Raw genomic sequence first — 25,666 nt, 5'->3', positions numbered from 1 at the left:
AGGATTGATATAACTACTAAGGAGGAGAAGATGTATGGATCACCTTGAAAAACTTGAAGCTAAAAGCGTTTATATCTTTCGGGAAGCCTATAAAGAATTCAAAAATCTTTGTATGCTGTGGTCTGTTGGAAAAGACAGCACAGTTTTACTATGGCTTGCCAGAAAGGCTTTCTTTGGCCACGTTCCTTTTCCCCTTGTACATATAGATACAAGCTACAAAATTCCTGAAATGATAGAGTACAGGGATAATTTGGCGAGAAAATTTAAATTGAACATGGTTTATGGACAAAATACAGAGGCGTTAAAGAACAAGCAAACCTATCCCCTGGGAACAACAAGCAGAATCGCTTGCTGCAAGGCGCTTAAAACAGAAGCATTAAAACACACTCTTGCCGGTGACTGGACCCGATACAGAATGAATCATTCAACAGGTGAATACGAAGAGGACACCAATAAGGAGCCTTACACTGGTGTTATTGCCGGGGTTCGGGCAGATGAAGAGGGGAGTCGCTCCAAAGAAAGGTATTTTTCTCCACGGGACAGAGAAAATGAGTGGGATGTCGCTGACCAACCACCTGAGCTTTGGAATCAGTTTAAAACTGACTTCGCACCCGGGACTCATCTGCGTATCCACCCTCTTCTTGATTGGACAGAATTAAATATTTGGGAGTACATTGAGAGGGAAAATATTCCTACAGTTTCGCTTTACTTTAACCAGGGTAATGGAACTCGTTATCGTTCACTTGGTTGTGGTCCCTGTACCGCACCGGTAAAAAGTGAAGCCCGTACTGTTAAGGAAATCATTGAAGAGCTTAGATCCGGAAAGTTTTCCAACATAGCAGAGCGTTCCGGACGCGAACAGGATAAGGAAGATGGCGGAGGGCTTGAAACACTTCGTAGAGATGGGTACATGTAAAAAATGCTACTAACAATTACCTGAAAACTAGTAGTGGTTGCATTAAAATGAATAATTAAAGGGATATAAGCCTGATGAATACACGCGAACAGATGAACATTGTGGTAGTAGGACATGTCGATCATGGAAAAAGCACCGTAATAGGAAGATTGCTTGCAGATACCAACTCACTCCCAAAAGGGAAACTTGACCAGGTCAAGGCAACATGTGAGAGAAATGCACGCCCGTTTGAGTATGCATTCTTGCTTGATGCACTTAAAGATGAGCAGGCACAGGGCATTACTATCGATACTGCACGTTGCTTCTTTAAAACGAAAAAACGAGACTATATAATTATTGATGCTCCGGGGCACGTGGAGTTTCTCAAAAATATGGTCAGTGGGGCAGCAAGAGCTGAAGCTGCTCTGCTTGTAATTGATGCACATGAGGGGATAAAAGAAAACTCAAAAAGACACGGGTATCTTATCTCCATGCTTGGGATAAAACAGTTGGTTGTACTTGTAAATAAAATGGATCTCGTGGACCATAGTGAAGATGTTTACTGGAAAATAGTTAAAGAGTATAGTAGGTTCTTAGAACAATTGGGGGTTAAGCCAATTGCGTTTGTTCCGGTTAGTGCTCGCGATGGAGACAACATTGCATCTGTTTCATCAAAAGCTCCCTGGTATAATGAGTTAACTGTTCTTGAGCATATCGACTCTTTCAGGAAACAGGAGGAGACGATAGAGAAGCCTTTCAGGATGCCTGTACAGGATGTCTATAAATTTACCGAATCGGGTGATGACAGAAGAATTGTTGCCGGGGCAATCGAAACCGGAAAAGTTTCCGTGGGAGATTCGGTGGTTTTCAGGCCCTCCGGAAAGAAGTCATCTGTCGTTTCTATTGAAGAATTCAATGTGCCAAAAAAGACAGAAATATCCTACGGGTATGCTGCTGGCTTTACATTGAGCGACGAACTGTATTTGCCTCGCGGAGAGGTAATGTGCCGGGATAACGAAAAGCAGCCCTTTGTTGGCACCAGATTCAAAGCAAACATATTCTGGATGGGCAGAAATCCCATGGTTTTGAACAGAAAATATAAGCTCAAAGTCGCCTCAGCCAGGGTAAATGTGAGGCTTGTGGAGGTGTTGTCAGGAATCGACGCTACCGACCTGAGCTCTATAAAAGGCAAACAGCAGATTGACCGTCATGATGTTGCAGAGTGCGTATTTGAAACCACGCGACCTATAGCGTTTGATCTGATAAATGATATTGAGTCTCTGGGGCGCTTTGTAATTGTCGATAATTATGATATAGCTGGCGGAGGGATTATAACTTCAGCATTGGAGGACAACGAATCTGCACTTAAGGATCATGTAAGAAGGCGTGAAATTCATTGGGACAAAGGACTGGTAACAGAGCAGGACAGAACTAAACTTTTTGGCCACAAATCCAAATTTGTCGTTATTACCGGCTCTGAAATGGCTGGGCCAGTGGCCAAGCTTCTTGAACGCAGGCTTGTCGATTCCCGCAGAGCTGCTTATTACCTTGGGCCATCAAGCCTTGTCGATGGCCTGGATTCAGATGTTAATGAGGAGCATGAACAGAGGGAGGAGCAGATTAGACGCCTTGGTGAGCTGGCCCGCATTCTGACCGATGTGGGTACGATTTTTATAACTGCCCTGCCCGATGCCGACTTCTACGACTTGGAGGTAATGGCTAAGTTAACCGCTCCTCATGAGTTTTTACACGTTCCTCTTAAAGAGGAGGACACTGTTGCAGAAAAATCTACCCGGGAATCCCAGGTGACAGATTCGATACTTAATAAACTCATAAAGCAGGAGATAATTGAGGATTATGTGATTTAGGAAAACAAGGGTGAAGAGTTCAGGGTGCGCCTAAGTGGATTGTTTCTATAGCATAGCAAATCCACTTCACCCTAAACTGCTTTTTCCGGTCAGTACTAGATTAGCTGGAGATTGTGACAGCGGGTTATCACTATAGCCCGCTGTTTTGTTTTATCTTGGGGCGATTTTTCTTTCACATCAAAATAGGGTAAGACTGAAGGGGTGCCATGCGTTAGCGGTAAAGGTGTAATCAAAAACGATGAGTGATAAAAAGAAAAGTGTTGTTAAAAGCCTTGTAAGTGGTTGAAAAAAAAGGGCAAGGGGTTGATTTGGTGTAATCATGAGCAAAGATTTATGATCGGGTTGGGGACTTTTGGCTTATATTTACCATTGCGCCTTTGATGTGATCTGTCGACAGGATCTTTAACCTTTTATAGTCTTTTGCAAAGCACAGGTATACTTGCAAAAAAAAATGGTTGTTAACCCTATCTTTGACTCTGGAGGAGTAATGAATAATCGCTTTTTTCGTTTTGTTGCTATTGTTTTGTTATTTGTTGGTTCTGTTACCCTACATGCACAGACAAGTGCGTTTTCGAGATATGATCAAAGTGGTCCCCATAGAGCTCAAAGGGTCCGAAATGTAGGTCCTCGCGGAGCGTATGATGTTTTTCGGCCAAGAAATCTTGGGGCAAATGGGATGGTGCACCCGATTATCACCTGGGGAAATGGAACAGGAGCATCTGTTGCAACCTATGCCAGGTTTCTGGAACACCTGGCAACCCATGGGTTTGTCGTCGTTGCATCCAGAAGCAGCTCAACAGGATCGGGGCAGGAGATGGCAGATGGTGTGAGATGGTTGCTGCGGGAAAATCAGAGTACAGGCAGTGATTACTATCAGCGATTAAACCCTGAGGCCATCGGTGCTACAGGTCACTCTCAGGGGGGAGCTGGTACTATTAATGCAGCTAAATTGGAAGAGCGCATAACAAGCATTGCCCCTTTAGCGCCTGCTACATTTACCTTTCCCTATTTCTACTCCACAGCTGACATAACGGTTCCTATGTTTTTAATGGTTGGTGCCAACGATAACCTCGCAAATCCAAGATCTGTCAGGTCAAGAAGCTGGAATACCTTTGGCGATAATGAGATCGGGTTGTACGGAGAACTTGCAGGTGCCGGTCATTTTGAGCAGACTGGTAGTGGTGGAAAGTTCAAAAAGTATGTAACTGCCTGGTTTGACGCCACCTTGTTTTACAATTCCGATGCAATTGAGATGATTTTTGACTCCAGAAATGGTGCTTTGCACAACAGGCCCACGGAGTGGTCAAGGCTTGAGCACCAAAACCTTGGAGATTTTGAACCAATTACAAATGAACCACCAGTGGTATCGATAGTTCTTCCTTCAGAGGAAAACAGAGAGGTGCTTGAAGGATCTTCTGTTGCGCTTCTGGCTCATGCAACAGATCCGGATGGAACGGTCGAAAAGGTAGAATTCTTTGCTGGATTTAGAAAAATCGGAGAAAGAGAAGGTGGCACATTTGGCTATTTTCGGGTCGTATGGAGTGATATTAGTGCTGGAGTATATCGGGTTGTGGCACGTGCAACCGATGATCAGGGGGCAACAGCTTTTTCTGATCCTATCACTATAACCGTCTTAGAAAACAATCGATGGTTTAGTTCACCACTAATTGCCATCACACCGTCTGACTATGAAGCAGAGCATACCCATACCACATCTGTTCAGTTGGACATAGATGATATGGGTTCGGAAAATGAGATCAGTGCAGTCGAGATCTATGCCAATGACAAAAAGATCAGTGAGTTTACAGCTCCTCCATACAACTTTACCTGGACAGAAATGGATGAAGGTGTTTATACCATAACCGCAGTTGCCACTGATAACACGGGGGTAAAAGGGGTTTCAGAGGAGATCACTGTAGCGGTAAAAAATCAGGAAATCACACGGCCTGAGGTTGGCTTCTCATATAAAGAGATAAATAATGGTGGTGCACCAATAGCTTTGGAAATTGATGTTGATGCTGTAGCTGATCCAAAGGCTTATATATCTGCAGTGGAAATACTTAGCAATCATGAGGTGATTGCAGTACTGGAGCAAGCGCCCTTCTCATTTCGTTGGGATGATGTAGAAGAGGGAGAGTATAAGCTCTCTGCTGTAGCTACTGATAATGTAGGAAATCTTTCGCTCTCTGAGGAGGTTGAAGTTACGATCGGTGCAGCAACATCGGCAAGAACTCCCTCTGCGTTTCTACAGCCCGGGGCGAAGTTAAATAGAAATTCACTAGCTCTAACCGTCCCCGAAGGAGAAACGATTAACGTAAAGGTATTCAACTTAAGGGGAGCGCAGGTGTTTTCCCAGGCCTATTCCAGTTCCAGTCAGATTCCTTTAAAGGAATTGGGGGTTAATGGAACCTATATACTGCGGGTAAAAAATAACAGGCATGAGATAATGAACAGAAAAGTAAGAATAACCCATTAAATTTCAGAAATAGCTAAGAGCAGCTTTTCCTGCTCTTAGCTACTTATGATTGGGGAGTATTACAAAAACAAATAACCACTATAGGAGAGTAATGGTCTTCAAACGGCACTCTAAATTAATTCAGGGCAAGAAAATAGGGCTTTTCGCTCCCATGTTTTAGTATATCTTCTCTATCTTTAATGCTTCAAAAATCACCCGCAAAAAATATTCTCTGCAGCTCAGCATAATGTATTTCACTAAGTATTAAACAGCTTATAAACTAATACGTAATTACTGTTAATTGCAATCATATATTTTTTAAGTAGATATGGAAAAATACCAAAATATCAGACATGTTGCTGTTCTTGGAATAAATCACCGGACCAGTGATTGTGAACTCAGAGAGCGGCTGCTAATTAATGAGCCTGAACTGGAAAGTGCTCTTCATTATCTTCGCTCAATGGAGGGTATTGAAGAGGCTTTGATCCTCTCAACATGTAACAGAGTCGAGTTGTATGTGGCAGGGGCGAATATAATCGCAATGTATGATACCCTGACGGAATTTTTGGTTTCCTACCATAAGGTAAAACTGTCAACATTTGAAGATCACATCTATTTTTACCATTGCCGAAAAGCTGTTGAACATCTGTTTAAAGTTGTTTCAAGTCTTGATTCGATGGTAATCGGGGAGTCGCAGATACTTCATCAGGTGAAAAAGGCTTATCGTCATGCATGCAGACAGGAAACTGCAGGCCTTGTGCTAAATAAACTCTTTCATTCTGCCATGAGAGTTGGGAAAAGGGTTAGAAATGAAACCGAAATAAATGAGGGAAGTTTATCTGTTGCTTCAGTTGCTATCGATTTTGCCAAAAACAGACTCTCGCATCTAAACACTTCTACTGCTATGGTGATTGGAGCCGGGGAAATGGCCAGGCTTACAGCGCGCCATCTTCATGCTTCCGGGCTTAGTACTATTTACTTTGCAAACAGAACAGTAAAAAACGCTCAGAAAATGGCCGACGATTTTGGTGGAAAAGCAATCCCCCTTACAGAAATCAATACAGTGTTAGCTGATTGCGATATAGTTATATCTTCCACAGGGGCACAGGAGCAAATTATTAAGCAAGCTGATCTGAAATCCGCAATGATTAAGCGAAACCATTATCCTGTCATTTTAATAGACATCGCAGCTCCAAGAGATATTGAGCCAAAATGTGGAGCTTTGAAAAATGTCGATTTATTCGGTATTGATGAAATATCACAGGTGATACAGAATACTATTAATTCCCGTTCCGGAAAAATCGCATCGGCTTTGGATATTATTGAACAAGAAGTTTCAGGTTTTTGTGATTGGTATAACACACGAAAAGTGGTCCCTGCAATTATACACTTACGGGAGTCTTTTGAAAGCATTCGCGATAAAGAGCTTGAGCGTTATAAGAATCAATTTTCAGCTATACCTGAGTCTTCACGGCAATCGATATTTCGTTTTGCAGAAACACTTACGGAAAAATTACTTTACGTACCGTCCAGCATATTAAAAGAAAACAGTAAAAGGCAGCAATAAAATTACATGAGTAGGTTGAGCTGAATAATGAAAAATAGTGATCAAAAAAATCGATACTTTCCGGTTTACATTGATCTGCATCAGAAACCGTGCCTTGTTGTAGGAGGTGGCAGTGTTGCCCAGCGTAAGACAGAATCTCTGCTCAGTGCCGGTGCAGAGATACGCATTATAGCACCTCAGGTAACTTCAGAATTGAAAATGCTTAATCAAAGCAAAAAGATACAGTGGATTCCAGGTACGTATGATACATCATATGTGGACCGAGTAACATTAGTTATTGCTGCGACCAGTGATCCCAATGTTAATCAAAAAGTGTATGACGACTGTGCAGATAGAAATATCCTGGTTAATGTAGTGGATGAACCGCAAAGGTGCTCATTCATTGTCCCTGCTGTTTTAAATCGTGGTGATATACAAGTCTCTGTAAGCACCGGTGGAGCAGCCCCAACGCTTGCCGGGCAGATAAGGGACAAAATAGCCGAAGTAATTACTGAAGAAAAGGTGGTATTGGTAAGAGCTCTTAAACAATTACGGCCGCGTATCAGGCGCTTACCAAGGGAATACAGATCTGAATTTTGGGATTACATTAAACGGATCGAGATTGATGGTTATAAAAATAATCCTTCTCAGATCTTGTATGATGTAGAACAGAAGGTCGCTCACTACGAGAAGGGTATGCTTTAGATGAGAAAGTTTAGAATCGCCACCCGTGGAAGTGATCTTGCTTCGGCCCAGACTAATCTGGTAATTAGCATGATGCAACAGAGAAACGCTGATCTTGAATTTGAGGTAATAACGCTAAAGACAACCGGAGATCGGGTTACCGACCGACCACTTTTTTCTTTCAGGGGTACCGGGGTTTTCGTAAAGGAAATTCAGAATGCCTTACTTTCGGGGGAAGCTGATCTTGCGGTCCACAGTCTTAAGGATATGCCGGTTCAAGAGCATGAAAAACTGATCATTGCCGCGACTCCACTCCGTACTAATCCTCATGACCTTTTTATAACAAAAGACAACAGCAATTTAGAAACAATACACTCCGGTGCAGTTGTAGGCACAAGCAGTCCACGAAGAATGTTACAACTAAAAGCGTTTAGAAAAGATCTTAACTTTCTCGATCTGCGCGGTAATGTTAACACCCGGTTAAAAAAGTTATACGAAGGTAAGTATGATGCGATTGTGCTGGCTGCGGCAGGTATCGAACGATTGGGTAAAAAGCTTAACAATACTTCACTGATTCCCGCGTCGGTCTGTCTTCCGGCTGCAGGACAGGGAATTCTGGCCGTTGAATGTCGTGAGGATGATTCTGAAGCGAAGCAAGTCGCGGAGCTTATCAATCATAAACACACTATGGTCGAGGCTTTATGTGAGAGAACGTTTCTTCATACGGTTGGGGGAGGGTGCGCAATGCCTGTGGCTGCTTTGGCTAAGACAGAAAATAGTAAAATTCGTATAGATGGTATGATCGGGGATCCAAATACCGGAAAAGTGTTGAGAATGAGCTATGATTCATCCTGCAGTCAGTCTGATGAAGCAGGTAAGCAGCTTGCGCAAATGATGGTCAAAGCGTGTGAATCGAGGGGGATAAAACTGAAATGAATTCAAACAGGGGCGCAAATGGCAAAGCTATTCTGCTTGGAGCCGGGCCGGGAGATCCTGAACTCATTACTGTTAAAGGCATAAAAGCCCTGAGTCAGGCAGATGTTATCGTTTACGACTATCTTGCTTCCCAGGAATTACTAATGCATGCTCCTGAATACGCAGAAAAAATCTATGTGGGAAAAAAGGCTGGAAGCCATACAATGAAACAGAGCGAAATTAATGAGCTTCTGGTCAGAAAAACGCTTGAAGGAAAGTTGGTTGTAAGGCTAAAGGGTGGGGATCCGTTTGTTTTTGGCCGTGGTGGAGAGGAGTGTCAGGCCCTCGCACAGGCTGGATGCGAGTTTGAAATTATACCCGGGATCACTTCAGGCATAGCAGCTGCAACGTATGCAGGTATACCTGTTACCCATCGCACGATGGCTTCATCGGTTGCTCTGATTACCGGGCATGAAGATCCTCTTAAAGCGCAATCAAGCTTTGACTGGCAATATCTCTCCCGTGGCGTTGATACACTCGTTTTTTTTATGGGAGTGGGAAATCTCGAATCAATTGCTAAAAAGCTTATTAAAAACGGACGGCCAGGCTCAACTCCGGTTGCTGTAATACGTTGGGGAACAACTTCTGAACAGCAGACTGTTACTGCTACTCTCGACACTATAGCTTCAGAGGCAGTTGCTGCAGGCATCACACCGCCCGCAGTTATAGTCATTGGGGATGTGGTTAAGCTTAGGTCTCAGATTGCATGGTTTGAAAAGAAACCACTTTTTGGCAGAACAATCATTAATACCCGCTCCAGGGAACAGGCTTCTGTTTTAACATCTAAGCTTAAAGAGCTTGGAGCAAACGTCATAGAGCTCCCTACAATCCGAATTGTTCCTTATGGAGCCGGCAGTGAGCTTGAATGTGCTATCGAAATGATAGCTGCATTTGACTGGCTTATCTTTACCAGTCCTAATGGTGTACGTTCATTCTTTGATCTGTTAATTCAGCAATACAAAGACATACGGCACATCGGTGGAGTAAAAATTGCCTGTATAGGCCCTGCTACAGCCGATGCTTTAAAAAAATACTCGATAGCAGCTACCGTTGTGGCAAAAGAGGCTGTTGCAGAGGGGCTCATAAATGAGCTTGAAAGAGCTTGTGAAGGGTGGAATGGAAAACGGGTGATGATACCGAGAGCTGAGGTCGCGAGGGATGTTTTACCCCTGACACTCAAAAACTGGGGTGCAGAGGTTACAGTTGTGCCTGCTTACCGCACGGTTCCACCTGAAAAACATGATAAAGCTATTCTTGATAGAATAAGAGACGATAACTATGATCTTGTTACTTTTTCGAGCTCATCGACTTTCAGAAATTTTTTAGACCTTTTTGGTTCTTCAGAACATCAAATACTTAAAACATTGCGGGGGGCAAGTATTGGTCCTGTGACCTCTACGACAATGAAAGAGTTTGGTGTATGTCCTGTACTGGAAGCAACTGAGCACACAATAAAAGGCCTGGTTAGTGCTATGAAGGAGTATTTCAGAATATGATTGGGATTTCAAAGCTCTACTGTGGAACCGTTGAGTCTTCCGATGCCCTGAGATACAATAGGGAATCTGGTAAACTCCCCTCTCAACTACTGCAGTTTTCTAAGGATAAAAAACCGGTGATTGTTTGGAATGTTGGCCGTAGATGTAATCTTCGTTGTATTCACTGCTACTCCCACTCAAAAAATATCGAATATACTGATGAGCTCTCGACTGCTCAGGCTGAAGTTATAATTAAAGATCTGGCTGATTTTGGTTGTCCGGTTATTCTGTTTTCTGGCGGGGAACCACTTATGCGAAAAGATATCTTCCATTTGGCAAAGTGCGCTCGGGCATTTGGGATGAGAGTTGTTTTTTCCACCAACGGTACTCTCATCACCAAAAAAATAGCGGAACAGTGTAAAACCATTGGAGTTTCCTATGTAGGTGTGAGCCTGGATGGGCTCGAAACTGTAAATGATAGGTTCAGGGGCGTAAAAGGTTCCTTCCAAAAAGCGTTACAGGGTATCAGAAACTGTCTTGATGCCGGAGTCAAGGTAGGGTTACGGTTTACAATAAACAGGCATAATGCATCTGATATACCTGGCATATTCGATCTTATTGAGCGGGAAAACATTCCAAGGGTATGTTTTTATCACTTGGTTTACAGTGGCAGAGGTCAAAACATTATGGATGAAGATCTGGGACATGACCAAACAAGGCGTATGGTTGATTTGATCATCGACAGAACCGCTGATCTCCATCAGCGTGGGATTAAAAAAGAGGTACTGACCGTTGATAATCATGCTGATGGAATCTATCTTTATCTTCGCATGAAACGGGAGGGAGCTCCAGGGGCAGCAGATGTGCTAAAGCTGCTTAAAATGAATGGTGGGAACAGTTCTGCAAATGGCATAGGCTGTATTAGCTGGGATGGAGAGGTGTATCCTGATCAGTTCTGGCGGCAACTATCGCTTGGAAATGTAAGGAACCGTTCTTTTAGTACACTATGGACCGACTTTTCAAATCCCCTCCTACGTTCTCTGAGGGATCGAAAGGCTTTGCTTAAAGGTAAGTGTGGGAGGTGTGTATGGCAGGACATCTGCAATGGAAATTTCAGAGCCCGTGCACAGGCGCTTTATGGAGATATGTGGGCAGAGGATCCGGCTTGTTTCTTAACAGAAGATGAGATTGCAAACAGAGTAGAATAGTTCTGGGTGTTTTTTTCGATTTTGATGTACAGTTTCGGAGGTTATAATGAGATATCCGTATATACGGATGCGCAGGTTAAGACAGAACAGTGTATTACGTTCCATGGTAAGAGAAACAAGGCTTACCGTTGATAGTTTTGTGCTCCCTTATTTCGTAAGACACGGAAATGGCATACGGGAGCCTATTGCTTCGATGCCCGATTATTTCAGGCTTTCCATTGATGAGCTTTTAAAGGATTGTGGTGAAGCTATGGATCTTGGAATCAAATCGGTGCTTTTGTTTGGTATTCCAGAAAGAAAAGATCACCATGGTACAGCTGCCTGTGAAGACGATGGTATAGTACAGACAACCATAAAGGCTCTGAAAGATAAATATCCGCACCTTTTGGTTATTACAGATGTGTGCAACTGTGAATATACTGATCATGGTCATTGCGGACCGGTTATAGATGGTGATGTACATAATGATACCACCGTAGAAATTCTTGCACGACAGGCATTGTCTCATGCAAAAGCCGGGTGTGATATGGTTGCTCCAAGTGATATGATGGATGGAAGAGTCCAACAGATAAGGGAAATACTTGATGATAACGGGTTTTCAAATCTTCCGATACTGTCCTATGCTGCAAAATACGCATCATCATTTTACAGTCCGTTCAGAGATGCCGCAGGTACCACACCATCCTTTGGGGATCGAAAAAGTTATCAAATGGACATGGGTAACAGCGCTGAAGCACTTAGGGAAGCTGCACTGGATATTGATGAAGGAGCCGATATATTAATGGTAAAACCGGCACTTGCCTATCTTGATATAGTTCGCAGAATAAAGGAGCGCTTTGAGGTACCTGTTGCGGCTTACAATGTAAGCGGAGAGTACTCGATGGTTAAAGCCGCTGCTGCCAAGGGCTGGCTTGATGAGGAATGTTCGATGATGGAGATACTGACCAGCATAAGACGAGCAGGAGCCGATATTATCATTTCATACTGGGCACAGAAAGCGGCCAGAATTATCAATGGATGAATAGGAGAAGTCTGCGCGGGAAGTGTTACTGAATAGCACGACCTTTCTGTCTCAGTAACTGTGAGCCACTTCCTGAGTGGTTACCGAGCAAAACCGGATGTGTTCCTATCTCTTTACGCTTCCTGCACTAATAGGGGCAAAAAAGGGTTGAGTTACAATAAAGAGAAAGTGAAGACAAAGAATAAAGAACATTCCCTTAGGGAAATATAGTATTATGAGTATACGTCAAAAACCACCACATTCTCACCAAACAAACCAGATTCGCCTTGTTGCCTGGGAAGTGACCCGATCCTGTAATCTTAAGTGTCGTCATTGCAGGGCTTCAGCTGGTAACGGCCCCTATAAAGATGAGTTCAGTACTGAGGAGTGTGAGCAAGTACTAACAAATATAGCTTCCTTTGCAAAGCCCATTGTCATCCTTACCGGTGGCGAACCAATGCTTCGACCTGATATTTATCATCTGGCAAAATTGGGAACAGATCTGGGGCTTAAAATGGTCATGGCTCCCTGTGGCACATTCTTAACACCTCTAACCTGTATACAGTTAAAAATGGCAGGTATACAGCGTATATCATTGAGCCTTGATGGTGCAACAGCCAGGACCCACGATAAGTTCAGGGGTGTTGAGGGTGCCTTTACATCGGTGCTTGCCGGAGCTGCTGCTGCAAGAGCCGCACAGCTTGAATTTCAGATCAATACCACTGTAACCAGGATCAATGTCGGTGAACTTTCAGAAATTTTCGAGCTTGCCAAACAGATTGGTGCAGTATCCTTTCACCCCTTTCTTCTTGTTCCAACCGGCAGAGGTAAACAGCTTGCCGATTTTGTACTCTCTGCTCAGGAGTATGAGCGTGTTTTAAACTGGGTTTATGAAAAAAGAGGTTCTGAAGGCATTTCAATAAAACCAACCTGTGCCCCTCATTATTACAGGGTACTTCGTCAAAGGGAAAGGGAGGCCGGGAGAACCGTTTCGTATCAGAGTCATGGACTTGACGCAGTAACCAGGGGGTGTCTTGGAGGTCACGGATTTGCTTTCATTTCACACACTGGGAGTGTACAGATGTGTGGCTTTCTCGAAAAATCTGCCGGCAATCTCAGAGATACCGCCATGGATTTCAAAGCTATTTGGCACGAGTCGATATTTTTTAAAGAGATTAGAAACATCGCTAACTACAAAGGCCGGTGTGGTATTTGCAAGTACAGAACAGTCTGTGGTGGCTGCAGGGCACGAGCCTTCGCTATTTCCGGAAATTACTATTCTGAAGAGCCATTTTGTATTTATGAACCAAAAGTCGTAGAGGAGAAGGCCTGTGAGTAACATTGAAAGAAGTCTTCAGGAATTTAGCCGGGCATGTAAGAAGATCCCCGGTGGGGTTAATTCACCCGTTAGAGCGTTCAAAAGTGTTGGGGGGGTACCTCTTTTCATTCAAACAGCAAAGGGTGCCCACGTTACCGATTTAGATGGAAATCGTTACCTGGATTATGTGGGGTCGTGGGGACCTATGATTCTGGGACATTCCTATGAAAGCGTTACTACCGCTATTTGTGATGCGACCCAAAAAGGCGCTTCCTTTGGTGCACCAACAGAAGCCGAATGTGAACTGGCAGAGCTTATCTGCTCATTTGTTCCTTCCGTAGAGCTGGTACGTCTTGTAAACTCCGGCACCGAAGCTACTATGAGTGCGCTCAGGCTTGCCCGAGGCTTCACAAAACGTGACCGGGTCATTAAATTTGAAGGATGTTATCATGGGCATGGTGATAGTTTTCTCATTTCTGCGGGATCCGGTGCAACAACTCTTGGAGTACCAAACAGCCCGGGAGTAACCGCCGGCACAGCAGCAGATACGCTTGTTGCAAAATATAATGACTTAGAATCTGTAGAAGTATTGTTACAAAAATACCCCGATTCAATCGCCGCTATTATAGTAGAACCTGTTGCCGGTAACATGGGCGTTATCCCACCAGCAGATGATTTCCTTCAGGGATTACGCGATCTTACACACAAATATGGGGCTGTTCTAATCTTTGATGAAGTAATGAGCGGGTTCCGTGTGGCAAAAGGTGGTGCTCAGGAACTTTACAGTGTCAGGCCCGATCTGACAACCTTTGGGAAGGTGATTGGTGGGGGGCTTCCTGTTGGCGCCTATGGCGGAAGAAAAGATATTATGGATATGGTTGCTCCAATCGGGCCGGTATATCAGGCCGGAACACTTGCGGGTAATCCACTTGCCACTGCCGCAGGTATTGCGACACTCAGAGCGATTGATACAATTCCCGATTTCTATACCGCTCTAGAAAAAAACGCTGTTATGCTTGAAAAAGGTCTTCAGCGTGCGTGCAGTGATCACGGTATCGATTCTGTTCTTAACAGGGTTGGTTCAATGATGACCGCATTTTTTACATCAAATTCAACTGTACAGAATTATACGGATGCCACTACGTGTGACACACAACTCTATGGCCGATTCTTTAATGAAATGCTTAAAAGAGGTATCTATATGGCTCCATCACAATTTGAAGCGGCATTTGTTTCATATGCACATACATCAGAAAATATTGAAACTACGGTGAAGACTGCTGGGATGGTACTTGAAGAGATCACTTCAAGCCAGTTAAAGTAGTGATGGAAGCAGAAGCATGCAACCCATAGACAGATCCATTCTTGATTTACTACAACACCAATTTCCTGTTTCTGTTACCCCGTTTCTTGAAATAGCAAAGAAGCTGGGTATGCGGGAACAGGAGCTCATATCAAGAATCCAACAGCTTAAAAATGATGGGATAGTTCGTCAGATTAGCCCCATCTTTGATTCAACAAAGTTGGGATATCAAAGCACACTTGCTGCTTTTAAAGTGGCGTCCGGTTCAATTGATAACGTCGCAGCACGTCTCAATCAAAACCCGGGAGTGAGTCATAACTATCTCAGAAATGGCTGCTTCAATATCTGGTTTACTCTCACACTTCCTCAAAAGTATAACCTTAGAGATCAGGTCGCATTTCTGGCCTCAGAGTCGGGAGTCTGTGAATGGCTCTATTTACCTTCCCTTCGTACTTTTACCATCGATTTCAGACTTCAAATGAATGATGACTTTAAATCAAAGCGTTTTACTGAGCCAATCCTTCCTGCTTCCAATAGCAGGGCTTCCTCTGTTGAAATTGACAGAGCTTTTGTCCGGGAGCTTCAGAAAGACTTACCTCTTGTTTCTCATCCCTTCCTTGCGGCTTCTCAAAAGCTAAAAATGAGCGAACCGCAGATTGTGGAAAAACTAAAAACTTATACAGAAACGGGAGTGGTTCGAAGGGTTGCTGCAATACTCCGTCCGGTTCAGGCCGGTTTCAGCTCAAATGTGATGGTTGCCTGGGCCCCGGCTGAGGACAAAATAGGAGCACTGGGTACATTCGCTGCTTCTTTGCCTCAGGTAAGTCACTGTTATCAACGCCTTAAATCCAAGCTCTGGCCATACTCTGTATACACGATGATTCATGGAAGTCGTGAGGATGAATGTCGTGATGTTATTTCAAAGATAAACAGAAAATTTGGAAGTATCAGATATAACGAGTTGGTAACTCTTAGAGAATTTAAAAAAATCAGAGTTAGGTACTTTTAACTTGTGCCTGAGTATAATTTCATACCAATAAAAAAACATAATCATTAGCTATTCCCAGGTAATTACCCCCCAGAACATAGTGTACATTGCTTCATTAAAATAAGGGTTAACTATCTTCCCGCAGCTATTGTTTGTACACTGAAATTATGAACAAAAGTTAAATGGATACTAAATAGATTCTTCAGTATTGTTCTGGCCTGAAGGTAATGAAAAGTACCGGGTTGGTTGTAAATAAGAATGTTTTCGAGAATTAGAATCTTGTTTTAGAAAAAGATTACAAATAGGTACTCTGTTGTGCACAATAAAATGTCTTGATTGCTACCTTTGTGCATAAAATCACTATAGCGCTTAAGTAAAAACCTATTTCTTATATTTACAATGCATTAGGGAAAAAGTTACAAAAGTAAAATAGTTAGTGGAGATGTAGGGTATACATTTAGAATAGAACGTGTATACTCATAGGTAAAAGATGGAGTCCTTTTTGCTAGCTTACTATATCCGGTAATAAGCTAACATTTCTGTTCCGTATAATCATCATCTTTACCCAAAAGGAGGTCCTCGTGAGAGCGATGGATAGATTACTTTTATCCTTGGTTTTTGTGTTTGGAACGTTTGTTCATGGTAGTGTTATGAACGGTGAAGGTCAGCTTGGTATTGGGCGTGCTGTATCGGCTTATTCTCTGGGGGCGGGGGGAATCAATGCTGGTGTTTCTCTCAAGACTGATTGGGCATCAAACAATATAAACAAGTTAGGTAGTGAAGAGGGAGCATTCCTTTTATCGCAATCTATCTACTTTGGCTATGGGCTCCATACACACTTTGATTTTGGTCTGTCTCTTCCCATGTATCAGGACCTGTGGAGTGGACAGGATGCAGAAACTGGTGTTGGTGATCTTGTAGCTTCCTTAAAAATTTTACATCCGGGTTTTAGTGATGAAAGCATTTGGAGGGTAGCTTATGTTGCCAAAGTGATTTTTCCTACGGGAAAATCTGATGCAGGGCATTACCAAAGGCACTCCCGATACGTTTCAAGCAAAGAAACTAATCAAAATGCTTTTACCAACGATGCTATGGCTTTAAGTCCCAATTTGCTCTGGACTTTAGATATGACACCATTTTCTCTACCATTTCGGCTACATGGAAATGTTGGTGGAGTTGTGGCAGTTGGAATTCCTGAAGATAACTACCGTTACACAGAACGATCAAGTTTGGTTGGTACACTTAATTTCGAGTATCTGTTACGTGATAATCTTTCCCTTTTCACCGAAATAGATGGTGAATACAGGCTTGTTAACCTTGAAGATGGGTGGTCGATCTCTTCCTTAAACAATGATCGTTTTGTGTTATCCTTTGGCCTGCAGGGAATGACTGCAAAAGGAATTTCTGCAGGGGGGTCATTGGATATTGGTATCTCTGATCGCAAACATTCAACGGTTTGGGAAAAGGGTGAAATGGTATATAGCACTTCATCTACCCCTACAATCGGAGCGACATTTACTATGGGCTTTACTCGCAAGGGAAGACAACACCAGATGAGTTCAATACAACAACCCGAAACAGTACTGCGTGATACAGTTGTAAAAACAGTCATAGAAAACGTAGTGAAGGTTGATACCGTCAGGATTTGGGATACACTAACAGTGCGTGACACCATTTCAATAGAACGGCAACAAAAGGCTCTTACAGAGTATCAGGTGCTTACCCTGCGATCAGTAAATTTTGAAACAGGATCCGATAAAATCACCTCCGGATCGTTTGCCACATTAAAATCAATAGCCCAAATACTTAAAGAACATTCAGATATACGAATGGAAATACGTGGATATACAGACAACACTGGAAGTAGAAACTTAAATATGGATCTTTCTCAAAGACGCTCTGAAAGCGTTGCCCGCCATCTTGTATCATTGGGAATAGACCAGAAGCGTTTGGTACCAGTAGGGTTAGGCCCCGATAACCCTATAGCTGACAATGAAACTATAGCAGGAAGAGCGCTCAATAGAAGAGTGGAGGTGGTACGCCTAAGGAATTGATTGTTTTGTGGGGAAGCATACTACCTTCCCCACTTTGTAATCCCTTATTTGATTATGCTATTAAATAATTTCTGCAATACATCACACAATTATCAATCTTGAATCATGAAACTGTGATTTAGTCGTAACATATACATTGTAGCTAACCAGTTACCAGGTATTTATAGATTTACCTTCATGTTTAGCAGAAAGTAAAAGGGGACTGTGCAGAAGCACAGCATAAAACATGTTTTTGCGCCATCTTTGAGGATCATTATCAGGCTCTGAACTCCCTTTTCCCCAAGACGTGTCCTTTGAACTCGTTTGGGCATAACATCTTTACGCTCAAAAAACTCATTGGTATAGAATAGTTTGGCTGCCTCTTCACCGCGCATACAGTAAAAAGGTTTTAGTAGAAGCCAGGTCTTAAAAATATCGCTGTTATAACGATCACATGTTTTACTTGTTAAATCATATCCACTAAAAAGAAGCGCACTGGAACTTTCTGGTAACGCTGTGAGTGGTATTGGGGTCATGGAAAAAAAATACTTTGAAAAGTGTACTAACCACATACTATAAAACAGGTAAAGATGTATTGAGAAAAGAAAACAACTTCTATTCCTCAATACTTCCATGCAAATTGTTATAGGGGAGGGGCGTTGACACCTATTGAAAAAAGGAAATGCTGGAGTTATTTTAAACTTTAGCTCCATTGTACGTTGAGTTTATCCGGGAAAGGTTAAAATGAAAACTGTTGAATTTAAAATTATTAGTCACATTAGAAGTGAACATACAATTCAGAAAAAAACTCCTATCCAACCAGTGTTTAGCTCACAGTGTAAGGGGAAAATTGAACTTTTTCCTGAATATACAGACGGGTTGCAGGACATTGAACAGTTCTCGCATATCATTTTGCTTTACTGGCTTCACAGAACCCAATCTCCGGTTTTAATGGTAAAACCGTTTCTTGAGGACGTAGAACATGGTATTTTCTCGACCAGAGCTCCACGAAGACCAAATCCAGTGGGTATTTCTATCGTCAGATTGGAAAAGCGTAGCGAATCTGTTCTCCATATAAGTGGGGTAGATATTTTGGACGGAACGCCACTTATAGATATTAAACCTTACGTTAAAAGATTTGACTGTATCGATGAGGCTAACAGTGGTTGGATTGAGAGCATAGAAGAAACCACTGCAGAGATAAGGGGAAAAAGGGAATACGACGATAAAACTCAATGATATCACTTGCTATTTTAACAACAATGCTAATGTGAAAAATGTTACTCACCGCAAGAAAATTCAACCAAGTGTTAGACAAGTAAAAACCAGGTTACCTATGGCCTGTTTGTTACCCAATCACATCTCCCTCAAATCTATGATAGCCCCGTTTTGTATTTTTCCCCCTTCAATTATTTGAGTTATTTTTCTTGCTACATCCTCTGGTTTACTCAGAAGGTTATGTTTTTTCAACTCTACAAATCGTGATTTTCTGGGGAACTTGATTGCATCAGTTGATCGTACCTGCTTCTGCATTGGGGTATCCACTACTCCGGGTGAAACGGCACATACAACAGTAGGGTAGGGCTGATCGTTTTGTTCAAGGGCAACGCATTTAGTAAACATATTGATACCAGATTTACTGGTGCAGTAACCGGCCCACCCCTGGTAGGGATGAGACCCGGCCCCTGAGGAGATATTCACAATCATTTTACGGCACTGCCATAAATTGAAACTTTTAAAAAAACAGGTTGAGAGCATGGCAGGAGCAACCAGGTTAATAGTGAGATTATCTTTTAGCATACCGGACTCATTTTCCCAAACCGGTCCTATTGGTTCAACAATCCCGGCATTATTTATCAGTACAATCGAACTACATTTTTCTGGTGATATCGATTCCTTGATTGAGTGGATGAGTGATTCAATCTTATTTACCTCTTTTAGATTAAACTCAAAAAAGTTGTACCGTTTTGAATTAAAAGCAATAAGCTCGGGGTTATTTCGCCTTGAAATACCAAAAAGCACACCGTTGTTTTTCAATACTTCTTTACCCAGTGCGGCACCTATTCCGCTTGAAATACCGGTTATTATATAATAGTTGGTTTTCATCGTTTTTAGCTATCTCTAAGTAATTATTAAAGTAGAATGGTTCACAGTTTGATATATAAAAGTGCAATGGGTATACCAAATTAAAATATAAAATAGTGGGAGTGAAAAGGGTGGGTTCTGTATCTCTTGATTGCACATCTTTTCTTCAGTGGTGTTTGCCAAAGCTTGAGATGCGGTACGAGGGTTTTAGAAAGGTTCGCAAACGACCCTGTAAAAAACTTCGGCGCAGAGCGCAGTATTTGGGGTTAAAGAGTTTAAATGAATATCAAAAATATCTTGAAGAAAATCACCAGGAGTGGGAAAGTGTTGATCAGGCATTAAGAATCTTTATCACCCGTTTCTATAGGGATAAGGGCACTTTTGATTATATCGCTCGCTTTGTCTTGCCATCATTACGGCTAAATCAAACGCTGCGGGTATTATCTCTGGGGTGTGCTGCTGGTCAGGAACCGTATACCGTTGCAATGCTTTTAGATACCTGCTGCCCAAAAAACAATGGAGCAGATACAGCGATAATCGCTACAGATAGTGATAGCGGGCAGCTTGAGAGGGCTAAAAAGGGACAGTTTTATCAAAGCGAGATTAAGGAGCTGCCACCTGAGCTTAAAGCAAGTTACTTTCAAAAAGAGATAAAACCGCAAACGTATACCCTCTCAGAAACGATAAAGAAGCGGGTAACGTTCATGAACCAGGATGTGCGCAAAGAACTTCCGGAAGGTCATTTTCACCTTATTTTGTGTAGAAATCTTGTTTTTACCTACTTTAGTGAGGACCTTCAGATAACAATTGGTTCAAAAATAGTCTCTAAACTTACCCCGGGGGGATATCTTATACTTGGATCTCATGAAAGAGTTCCGGAAAAGGTACAAAATCTGGCGTTGTACGAGCGAAGTCATAATATTAACAGAAGAGTTGCAAATGGGTAGATAATGGTAGTTATCTCCGTTACCCTTCACCCTGAGGTATATGCATACTCGGCCGCTCAGCTAAAAGTTAAAATGGTATCTTGCTCCTATTCCATAGGATTGGGATGGGTCGGTGATGAAATCCATTTCGGGGGCTAACATAAGTGTTGGTACTATTTCAAAAAATATCTCAAGCTTGGAAAAAAATACTGCCATACCAAAAGGTATCCTTATCCCCAGATTGGAATTGTTGTCACTTATGTTGGCCCTTGCTCCGATTCCGGCATAAAGAGGAACGTTTCTCGAAAGAACAAAGGTGCTCAAGAGGTAATCCCCATGCAGGTATAGTCCGTTATTTTTCCATGATGCTGCAAATGCGTACGATTTAGAACTGTTAGCACTCTTTAAACTAAGTGCTACTTCATGGGGCTGGCCGAAACTAACCCCGACCCCCGTTGCGAAGGCTTTCTGTGAAAGAAGAGTTAGTGCGCAAACTACAACAAGAAATAATCTGTGTATCATAATGAAATTCTTCCTTTAACAAAACGTCTAAACTAGTCTTTAGATAGTATAATTATAATGTCTGTTTATCGGCAAATAAAAAATGTTACCTCACTGATTATACCATCTAATCAGGTGTTTGAAGGCCTGGAGTGAAAAAAACAGCTGCTCTAAATCTGGTAATTGTAGTACGGAATTTGCTCACTAAAAATAAGAGACTGCTAAGGGGCAGGTGGCAATCCTTTCTATTATTGTAACCATAAAAGAGTGAGAGAGTATGGAAATCAAAGAGGTGAACTCTAAAAACAGTTTGGCGGTACGGTTAACAACATCATTTTCTGAACTACCTAAAGTAATAGGGAATGTATATGGAGAAATCATGGAGTATATGAGCCGTAAGGGGTTAAAATTGTCTGGGTACCCTTACGTATTATACCACAACATGGATATGGATAATCTGGATATTGATATTGGATGGCAAACTGAAGAAGACGATCCGGGTGATGGAGCACGTATCAGGCAGTCAAAGATTCCGGGAGGTAGGGTTGTTTATGCACTTCACACCGGCCCTTATGCAACACTTGAGAAAACGTATGAGCAGGTAATGGCGTTCATCGATAAAAATGGGCTTAAAACGCAGGAGTGGATGTATGAGGTCTACCTAAACTCCCCTGAAAACACTCCGGAAAGTGAGCTGAAAACAGAGATCTACTTTCCGCTCAGTTGAAAGCCTGAGGATGAATGTAAATTTTTAGTAGCTTACAGGCACAGAGGCGGGGTGCAGCTTATCATCTTATCGAACAGTTTGGTTTTTGCTACCGTTTCCCTTCTCAGTTTATCAGTCTCCTTTATATCCACAATACTGAAATAGGCCAGAAATCTTTTAAAACTTCTTAAATGATAAAAATTGGTGAGGGACTCAAAACGGCTTTGGTAGAGATCGACAATGGGCAGCTCCGCTAATTGCGGGAAAGCTTTAAAGTACTTCTCTGAATAAAAAGCACTGTCTCTGTTTATATCACCATATTTGCTCAGAAGAGTGAGGGTGTACCCATACGCCATTTGTCCGATCATGAAATCGCCATACCCATCAAAGCTTGCCAAATTATGCTTTTCTCCCAATGATTTAAACAGGATATAGAGCAGTTGGTGGTTGTTACCCAGAGCTTTTTTGCCTTTTTGAGTTAAACTAAGCCGGTTTTGTCTCTTTTTGATCAATCCACTGACCTCACTGAGTGCCCGAATAAGAGAGATAGAGACGCAGTCAGATTCTTTAGTGAGCTTGGTTGTACCTTTTACAATATAATCGTCTTTGGCGCGTATGATCTCAAACATTTCATGAGCGATTTTTGGGGGAAGATAGCCCCGTTGTGTAAGCCTAACCTCTCCCTCTTTGTTCAGGTGATTGGCAAGGTGTTTTACCGTTCCCAGTAGTGGTACCGCATCATATTCAGAATCTCTCATCTCCAAGAGCTGAACCGGACAGTTTTTATCAAAAGTTTCATACAAGATACTTTGCATCTCAAGGGGTGAATACCCTTCAAATTCGGTGACAGGGCGTCTGTTTTGCTCACTTATTATACTCTCTATCTGACGTTGAATCGCTTCATCCATATTCAAACCCTCTTTTTAGAAGTCATTCGAACAAGCAGCGCTAAAAATTTTGTATCTGTTTTGGTGCAAGTAGAGCGCTGAGTTCTTCTGATTAAAATATAGAAAATGGTCTATGGTATACCACTTAGTTTTCTGTAGAAGCGGGGCGTATGGCAGGTAAACCTTCATTTTACAGGTATAGAGCATACTAGCATGCTCATTTTTTTTAAAAATATCCAAGTAATTGATTTAAAAGACTGTAGAGCTGTAATGTGCCGGGTAGTTAAAGCGTTCTGAAGTCCTGTAGCATTACAAGCTCTTTGCTTTTTAATAGCATTAATTATTTTGTCTCTACTGAAATTGCAACAAGGCTACTCAGGGTAGAGAAATAAATATCAACGTTTAATGGATTAACTAAACAGCCTTTGTGCTCAAAAATACATATGACCAGTTTCCTCATAGCACTTCCCTTCATAACTTTTGCATTTAATCTTTTTGTTTTCTCTTATGTGTTAGGTCAGAGAAGAAAATCAGCAGTAAACAGATCATTTCTGCTTTATATCTTTTTGATGTCTCTGGTGCCTTTACTAGACTATCTGCTTCTTATGCCCCGCTTTGAGGGCGTGAGCGATATCTTGATACAGATTTTGTACCCAATAGTGCTCTCATTGGGGTATGTGTATCTTAATTTTGTATTTGAATTACTTCAAAAGAAGCATAATATCGTCTACTGGCTCAGTTTACTATTGTTTGTGGTTGCACTTGTGATAGTGTTAAATTATCCTCCTCTTGAGCCGGTTACGTTGGAAGGGTTGAATTTAGTAATCTATGTGCCCACTCAAGCCTTTGTTGTTTCTATTTGGCTGGCGTTTATCGTTGCCCCGGGGTATGCGACCTATCTGTGCATAAAAAAGTTACGCAGCACTAATGACTTGCAGCTAAAAAAACAGATTCGACTGGTTGTGACAGGCTCTCTGTTATCCAATACAGTTTCACTAATTACTCTTAGTGCCCACCTTGTTACCGACTACCATATCCTTGTTCGATTTGCGTCTATTGGGATTTTATTCGATACCATATTTTTGTGTCTGGCGATCCGTATGCATCACTTTTTGTGTGTTGATGTAGAAAAACTGGAGCATTCTTTTAACCTGATTTTCGACAATGTACATGAGGCGGTTTTGCTTCTTGAGAGTAATGGTGCTGTGATTCAGATAAATCGCAGTGCCCGTAAACTGTTAGGTTCTTGTGCCGAAAAATATACTCACAAAGATCTACAGGAGCGAATAAAGGGGTATAGGTTTAGTGATGATTTCAATGTGGCACCAGCTACTTTTACCGATGAATTTGGTACCCACGAAATGCTTATCTCCCAGTCACCGATTAAGAGTAATGATTCTTCACTGGGAAAATTACTCATAATGCATGATGTAACTACTCAAAAGAGGGCCGAGCAACAATTAACCCGAGAGAGAAACCTTGAATCGATCGGTCAGCTTGCTGCCGGAATTGCCCACGACTTCAATAATATACTGTGCGGTATTGTATCAAACATTAATCTCGCCAGAATGGAAGTTGAACACAATTTAAACGCTCAGCAGATACTTGCTCAGGCTGAATCGACCGCTCTTTCGGCTCGGGGTTTGACAAGACAGATACTTTCATTCTCAAAGGAAAATACTCGTATTGATGAGCAATTTTATATAAAAGATCTTATCAGCGAAATAGCGGAGTTTACTGTTCGTGGTTCCGGTGTCTCGGTTTCCGTTGAAACTGACAAGGTGCCTGTTATTGTCAAGGGGGATAAGTCCCAGATACGGCAGGTGTTTCAAAATCTCATCATCAACTCTATTCAGGCAATGTCAGATGGTGGTGAAATAATCGTAAAAACCGAAACCGTTTCCAGCAATGATTGCCTTCCTTCAAACCTGAAACCTACTACCTATTTTAAAGCTTCCATTACCGACCATGGGCATGGTATGAGTGAAGAGGTGAAGGCGCGGGTTTTTGAGCCATTCTTTTCAACAAAAAAAAGTGGTTGTGGGCTGGGGCTCGCTGTTGCTTTTTCGGTTCTTGATAACCATGGCGGCTGTTTGACTGTTCAGTCACAGAAGGGCAAAGGAACAACGTGTACTGTGTTCATACCTGCGCAGATAAAAGAGTTGAAGCCCCCGGAAGAGGATACGCTGCTTCAGGAGCTTAAAACTGGTTCGGTGCTTATTATGGATGATTACGCGCCGGTTCGTTTAAGTCTCTCTCTTATTCTTAAGCGTTTAGGATATAGTGTAGATCAGGCCGCGAAGGGTGAGGAAGCTCTAATGCTCTATGATAAAAAAGTCGCACAGGGCAACACTTATATAGCGGTGATCACTGACTTGACAGTTCCTGGCGCAATGGGTGGATGTGAACTGGCCAGGACGCTGCTGCAAAGGGATCCGGAAATGAAAATCATTGTTTCAAGCGGTTACAGCGATGAAGCAGAATTCAATGATTATAAAAAGTATGGCTTCGCTGCTGTTCTTCATAAACCCTACAATATTAAAGAGCTTAAAAAGGTACTTTTGGCTCTGTACCCTGCCACCGAAACTGCTTGCAAATAAACCCTCTCTATTCTTACTATCAATAATAGCTGCCTAGTAAAAACCGACAGAGTTTCTTAAATTTACACTTCTACTGTACCACTTCATTATAACAAAACTGTATACGCTTACAATTATCGGCATGTATATCGCTTGGTACTGTATGTAAGTATCAGTGGTGAATGTGACCACGCAGGTTTCTTTGGCTTAGAGTTTCTGCGGTAAAAATTATAA

General features: G+C 42.2%; 21 protein-coding genes. 17 read left to right on the top strand and 4 right to left on the bottom strand.

The genetic code is table 11. The features are described 5' to 3' along the window. Positions 1–34: 34 nt before the first annotated feature. The 13 genes from cysD to QA601_08715 all read left to right on the top strand — a co-directional run bounded on the left by cysD (position 35) and on the right by QA601_08715 (position 17,769). A complete protein-coding gene (gene cysD, locus QA601_08775; protein MDG5815170.1) occupies positions 35–916 on the top strand; it encodes a sulfate adenylyltransferase subunit 2 in 882 nt (293 codons plus the stop codon). 74 nt (positions 917–990) lie between these two features. After that, positions 991–2,763: a GTP-binding protein gene (locus QA601_08770; GenBank protein ID MDG5815169.1), complete on the top strand. Its 1,773-nt coding sequence runs from the start codon at positions 991–993 to the stop codon at positions 2,761–2,763. 487 nt (positions 2,764–3,250) lie between these two features. Beyond that, positions 3,251–5,239 (top strand): Ig-like domain-containing protein, encoded by a 1,989-nt coding sequence (locus QA601_08765; protein ID MDG5815168.1) that lies wholly within the window; start codon positions 3,251–3,253, stop codon positions 5,237–5,239. A gap of 307 nt (positions 5,240–5,546) precedes the next feature. After that, complete coding sequence (hemA, locus tag QA601_08760) at positions 5,547–6,785, top strand: glutamyl-tRNA reductase (GenBank protein ID MDG5815167.1); 1,239 nt, start codon at positions 5,547–5,549, stop codon at positions 6,783–6,785. Positions 6,786–6,812: 27 nt separating this feature from the next. Then, positions 6,813–7,469, top strand: a complete 657-nt coding sequence (locus QA601_08755) for a bifunctional precorrin-2 dehydrogenase/sirohydrochlorin ferrochelatase (GenBank protein MDG5815166.1) — start codon at positions 6,813–6,815, stop codon at positions 7,467–7,469. After that, positions 7,470–8,384 (top strand): hydroxymethylbilane synthase, encoded by a 915-nt coding sequence (hemC, locus tag QA601_08750; protein ID MDG5815165.1) that lies wholly within the window; start codon positions 7,470–7,472, stop codon positions 8,382–8,384. Then, complete coding sequence (cobA, locus tag QA601_08745) at positions 8,381–9,919, top strand: uroporphyrinogen-III C-methyltransferase (protein MDG5815164.1); 1,539 nt, start codon at positions 8,381–8,383, stop codon at positions 9,917–9,919. Before hemC ends, cobA begins: the two co-directional genes overlap by 4 nt. Continuing rightward, positions 9,916–11,106 (top strand): 12,18-didecarboxysiroheme deacetylase, encoded by a 1,191-nt coding sequence (gene ahbC, locus QA601_08740; GenBank protein MDG5815163.1) that lies wholly within the window; start codon positions 9,916–9,918, stop codon positions 11,104–11,106. The genes cobA and ahbC overlap by 4 nt, the downstream gene beginning before the upstream one ends. A gap of 46 nt (positions 11,107–11,152) precedes the next feature. Then, a complete protein-coding gene (gene hemB, locus QA601_08735; protein MDG5815162.1) occupies positions 11,153–12,127 on the top strand; it encodes a porphobilinogen synthase in 975 nt (324 codons plus the stop codon). Positions 12,128–12,341: 214 nt separating this feature from the next. After that, positions 12,342–13,445: a radical SAM protein gene (locus tag QA601_08730; protein ID MDG5815161.1), complete on the top strand. Its 1,104-nt coding sequence runs from the start codon at positions 12,342–12,344 to the stop codon at positions 13,443–13,445. Next, the gene (gene hemL, locus QA601_08725; GenBank protein ID MDG5815160.1) at positions 13,438–14,748 is read left to right on the top strand and encodes a glutamate-1-semialdehyde 2,1-aminomutase; all 1,311 of its coding nucleotides are present in this window, start codon (positions 13,438–13,440) and stop codon (positions 14,746–14,748) included. The genes QA601_08730 and hemL overlap by 8 nt, the downstream gene beginning before the upstream one ends. Positions 14,749–14,764: 16 nt before the next feature. Next, positions 14,765–15,736 carry an AsnC family transcriptional regulator gene (locus QA601_08720; GenBank protein MDG5815159.1) on the top strand — a complete coding sequence of 324 codons (972 nt, stop codon included), beginning with the start codon at positions 14,765–14,767 and terminating at the stop codon, positions 15,734–15,736. A 569-nt stretch (positions 15,737–16,305) separates the two neighbouring features. After that, positions 16,306–17,769: an OmpA family protein gene (locus tag QA601_08715; GenBank protein MDG5815158.1), complete on the top strand. Its 1,464-nt coding sequence runs from the start codon at positions 16,306–16,308 to the stop codon at positions 17,767–17,769. A gap of 161 nt (positions 17,770–17,930) precedes the next feature. Here QA601_08715 and QA601_08710 read toward each other — a convergent pair whose 3' ends face one another. Continuing rightward, positions 17,931–18,284 (bottom strand): hypothetical protein, encoded by a 354-nt coding sequence (locus tag QA601_08710; protein ID MDG5815157.1) that lies wholly within the window; start codon positions 18,282–18,284, stop codon positions 17,931–17,933. Between the two features lie 208 nt (positions 18,285–18,492). Here QA601_08710 and tsaA point away from each other — a divergent pair, with 208 nt between their 5' ends. Continuing rightward, complete coding sequence (gene tsaA, locus QA601_08705; GenBank protein MDG5815156.1) at positions 18,493–18,987, top strand: tRNA (N6-threonylcarbamoyladenosine(37)-N6)-methyltransferase TrmO; 495 nt, start codon at positions 18,493–18,495, stop codon at positions 18,985–18,987. A gap of 117 nt (positions 18,988–19,104) precedes the next feature. Here tsaA and QA601_08700 read toward each other — a convergent pair whose 3' ends face one another. After that, complete coding sequence (locus QA601_08700; protein MDG5815155.1) at positions 19,105–19,854, bottom strand: (S)-benzoin forming benzil reductase; 750 nt, start codon at positions 19,852–19,854, stop codon at positions 19,105–19,107. 110 nt (positions 19,855–19,964) lie between these two features. Between QA601_08700 and QA601_08695 the strand changes: the two genes are divergently transcribed. Further along, a complete protein-coding gene (locus QA601_08695; GenBank protein MDG5815154.1) occupies positions 19,965–20,780 on the top strand; it encodes a CheR family methyltransferase in 816 nt (271 codons plus the stop codon). A gap of 60 nt (positions 20,781–20,840) precedes the next feature. Here the strand turns inward: QA601_08695 and QA601_08690 are convergent, their stop codons facing one another. Then, entirely contained in the window at positions 20,841–21,281 is a 441-nt protein-coding gene (locus QA601_08690) for a hypothetical protein (protein ID MDG5815153.1), read from the bottom strand. A gap of 256 nt (positions 21,282–21,537) precedes the next feature. Here QA601_08690 and QA601_08685 point away from each other — a divergent pair, with 256 nt between their 5' ends. Then, on the top strand, positions 21,538–21,987 hold the full coding sequence (locus QA601_08685; protein ID MDG5815152.1) for a GyrI-like domain-containing protein: 450 nt from the start codon (positions 21,538–21,540) through the stop codon (positions 21,985–21,987). 32 nt (positions 21,988–22,019) lie between these two features. Here the strand turns inward: QA601_08685 and QA601_08680 are convergent, their stop codons facing one another. After that, the gene (locus QA601_08680; GenBank protein ID MDG5815151.1) at positions 22,020–22,874 is read right to left on the bottom strand and encodes a hypothetical protein; all 855 of its coding nucleotides are present in this window, start codon (positions 22,872–22,874) and stop codon (positions 22,020–22,022) included. Between the two features lie 614 nt (positions 22,875–23,488). Here QA601_08680 and QA601_08675 point away from each other — a divergent pair. After that, complete coding sequence (locus QA601_08675) at positions 23,489–25,453, top strand: ATP-binding protein (protein MDG5815150.1); 1,965 nt, start codon at positions 23,489–23,491, stop codon at positions 25,451–25,453. Positions 25,454–25,666 lie beyond the last annotated feature (213 nt).

The organism is Chitinispirillales bacterium ANBcel5 (genome assembly GCA_029688955.1).
Lineage (GTDB): Bacteria > Fibrobacterota > Chitinivibrionia > Chitinivibrionales > Chitinispirillaceae > Cellulosispirillum > Cellulosispirillum alkaliphilum.
This window is presented reverse-complemented; position numbering and strand designations above follow the sequence as displayed.

Coding starts and splice junctions, on each gene's coding strand:
- cysD (MDG5815170.1), top strand. CDS start 35: ATGGATCACCTTGAAAAACTTGAAGCTAAAAGCGTTTATATCTTTCGG.
- QA601_08770 (MDG5815169.1), top strand. CDS start 991: ATGAATACACGCGAACAGATGAACATTGTGGTAGTAGGACATGTCGAT.
- QA601_08765 (MDG5815168.1), top strand. CDS start 3,251: ATGAATAATCGCTTTTTTCGTTTTGTTGCTATTGTTTTGTTATTTGTT.
- hemA (MDG5815167.1), top strand. CDS start 5,547: ATGGAAAAATACCAAAATATCAGACATGTTGCTGTTCTTGGAATAAAT.
- QA601_08755 (MDG5815166.1), top strand. CDS start 6,813: ATGAAAAATAGTGATCAAAAAAATCGATACTTTCCGGTTTACATTGAT.
- hemC (MDG5815165.1), top strand. CDS start 7,470: ATGAGAAAGTTTAGAATCGCCACCCGTGGAAGTGATCTTGCTTCGGCC.
- cobA (MDG5815164.1), top strand. CDS start 8,381: ATGAATTCAAACAGGGGCGCAAATGGCAAAGCTATTCTGCTTGGAGCC.
- ahbC (MDG5815163.1), top strand. CDS start 9,916: ATGATTGGGATTTCAAAGCTCTACTGTGGAACCGTTGAGTCTTCCGAT.
- hemB (MDG5815162.1), top strand. CDS start 11,153: ATGAGATATCCGTATATACGGATGCGCAGGTTAAGACAGAACAGTGTA.
- QA601_08730 (MDG5815161.1), top strand. CDS start 12,342: ATGAGTATACGTCAAAAACCACCACATTCTCACCAAACAAACCAGATT.
- QA601_08720 (MDG5815159.1), top strand. CDS start 14,765: ATGCAACCCATAGACAGATCCATTCTTGATTTACTACAACACCAATTT.
- QA601_08715 (MDG5815158.1), top strand. CDS start 16,306: ATGGATAGATTACTTTTATCCTTGGTTTTTGTGTTTGGAACGTTTGTT.
- QA601_08710 (MDG5815157.1), bottom strand. CDS start 18,284: ATGACCCCAATACCACTCACAGCGTTACCAGAAAGTTCCAGTGCGCTT.
- tsaA (MDG5815156.1), top strand. CDS start 18,493: ATGAAAACTGTTGAATTTAAAATTATTAGTCACATTAGAAGTGAACAT.
- QA601_08700 (MDG5815155.1), bottom strand. CDS start 19,854: ATGAAAACCAACTATTATATAATAACCGGTATTTCAAGCGGAATAGGT.
- QA601_08690 (MDG5815153.1), bottom strand. CDS start 21,281: ATGATACACAGATTATTTCTTGTTGTAGTTTGCGCACTAACTCTTCTT.
- QA601_08685 (MDG5815152.1), top strand. CDS start 21,538: ATGGAAATCAAAGAGGTGAACTCTAAAAACAGTTTGGCGGTACGGTTA.
- QA601_08680 (MDG5815151.1), bottom strand. CDS start 22,874: ATGGATGAAGCGATTCAACGTCAGATAGAGAGTATAATAAGTGAGCAA.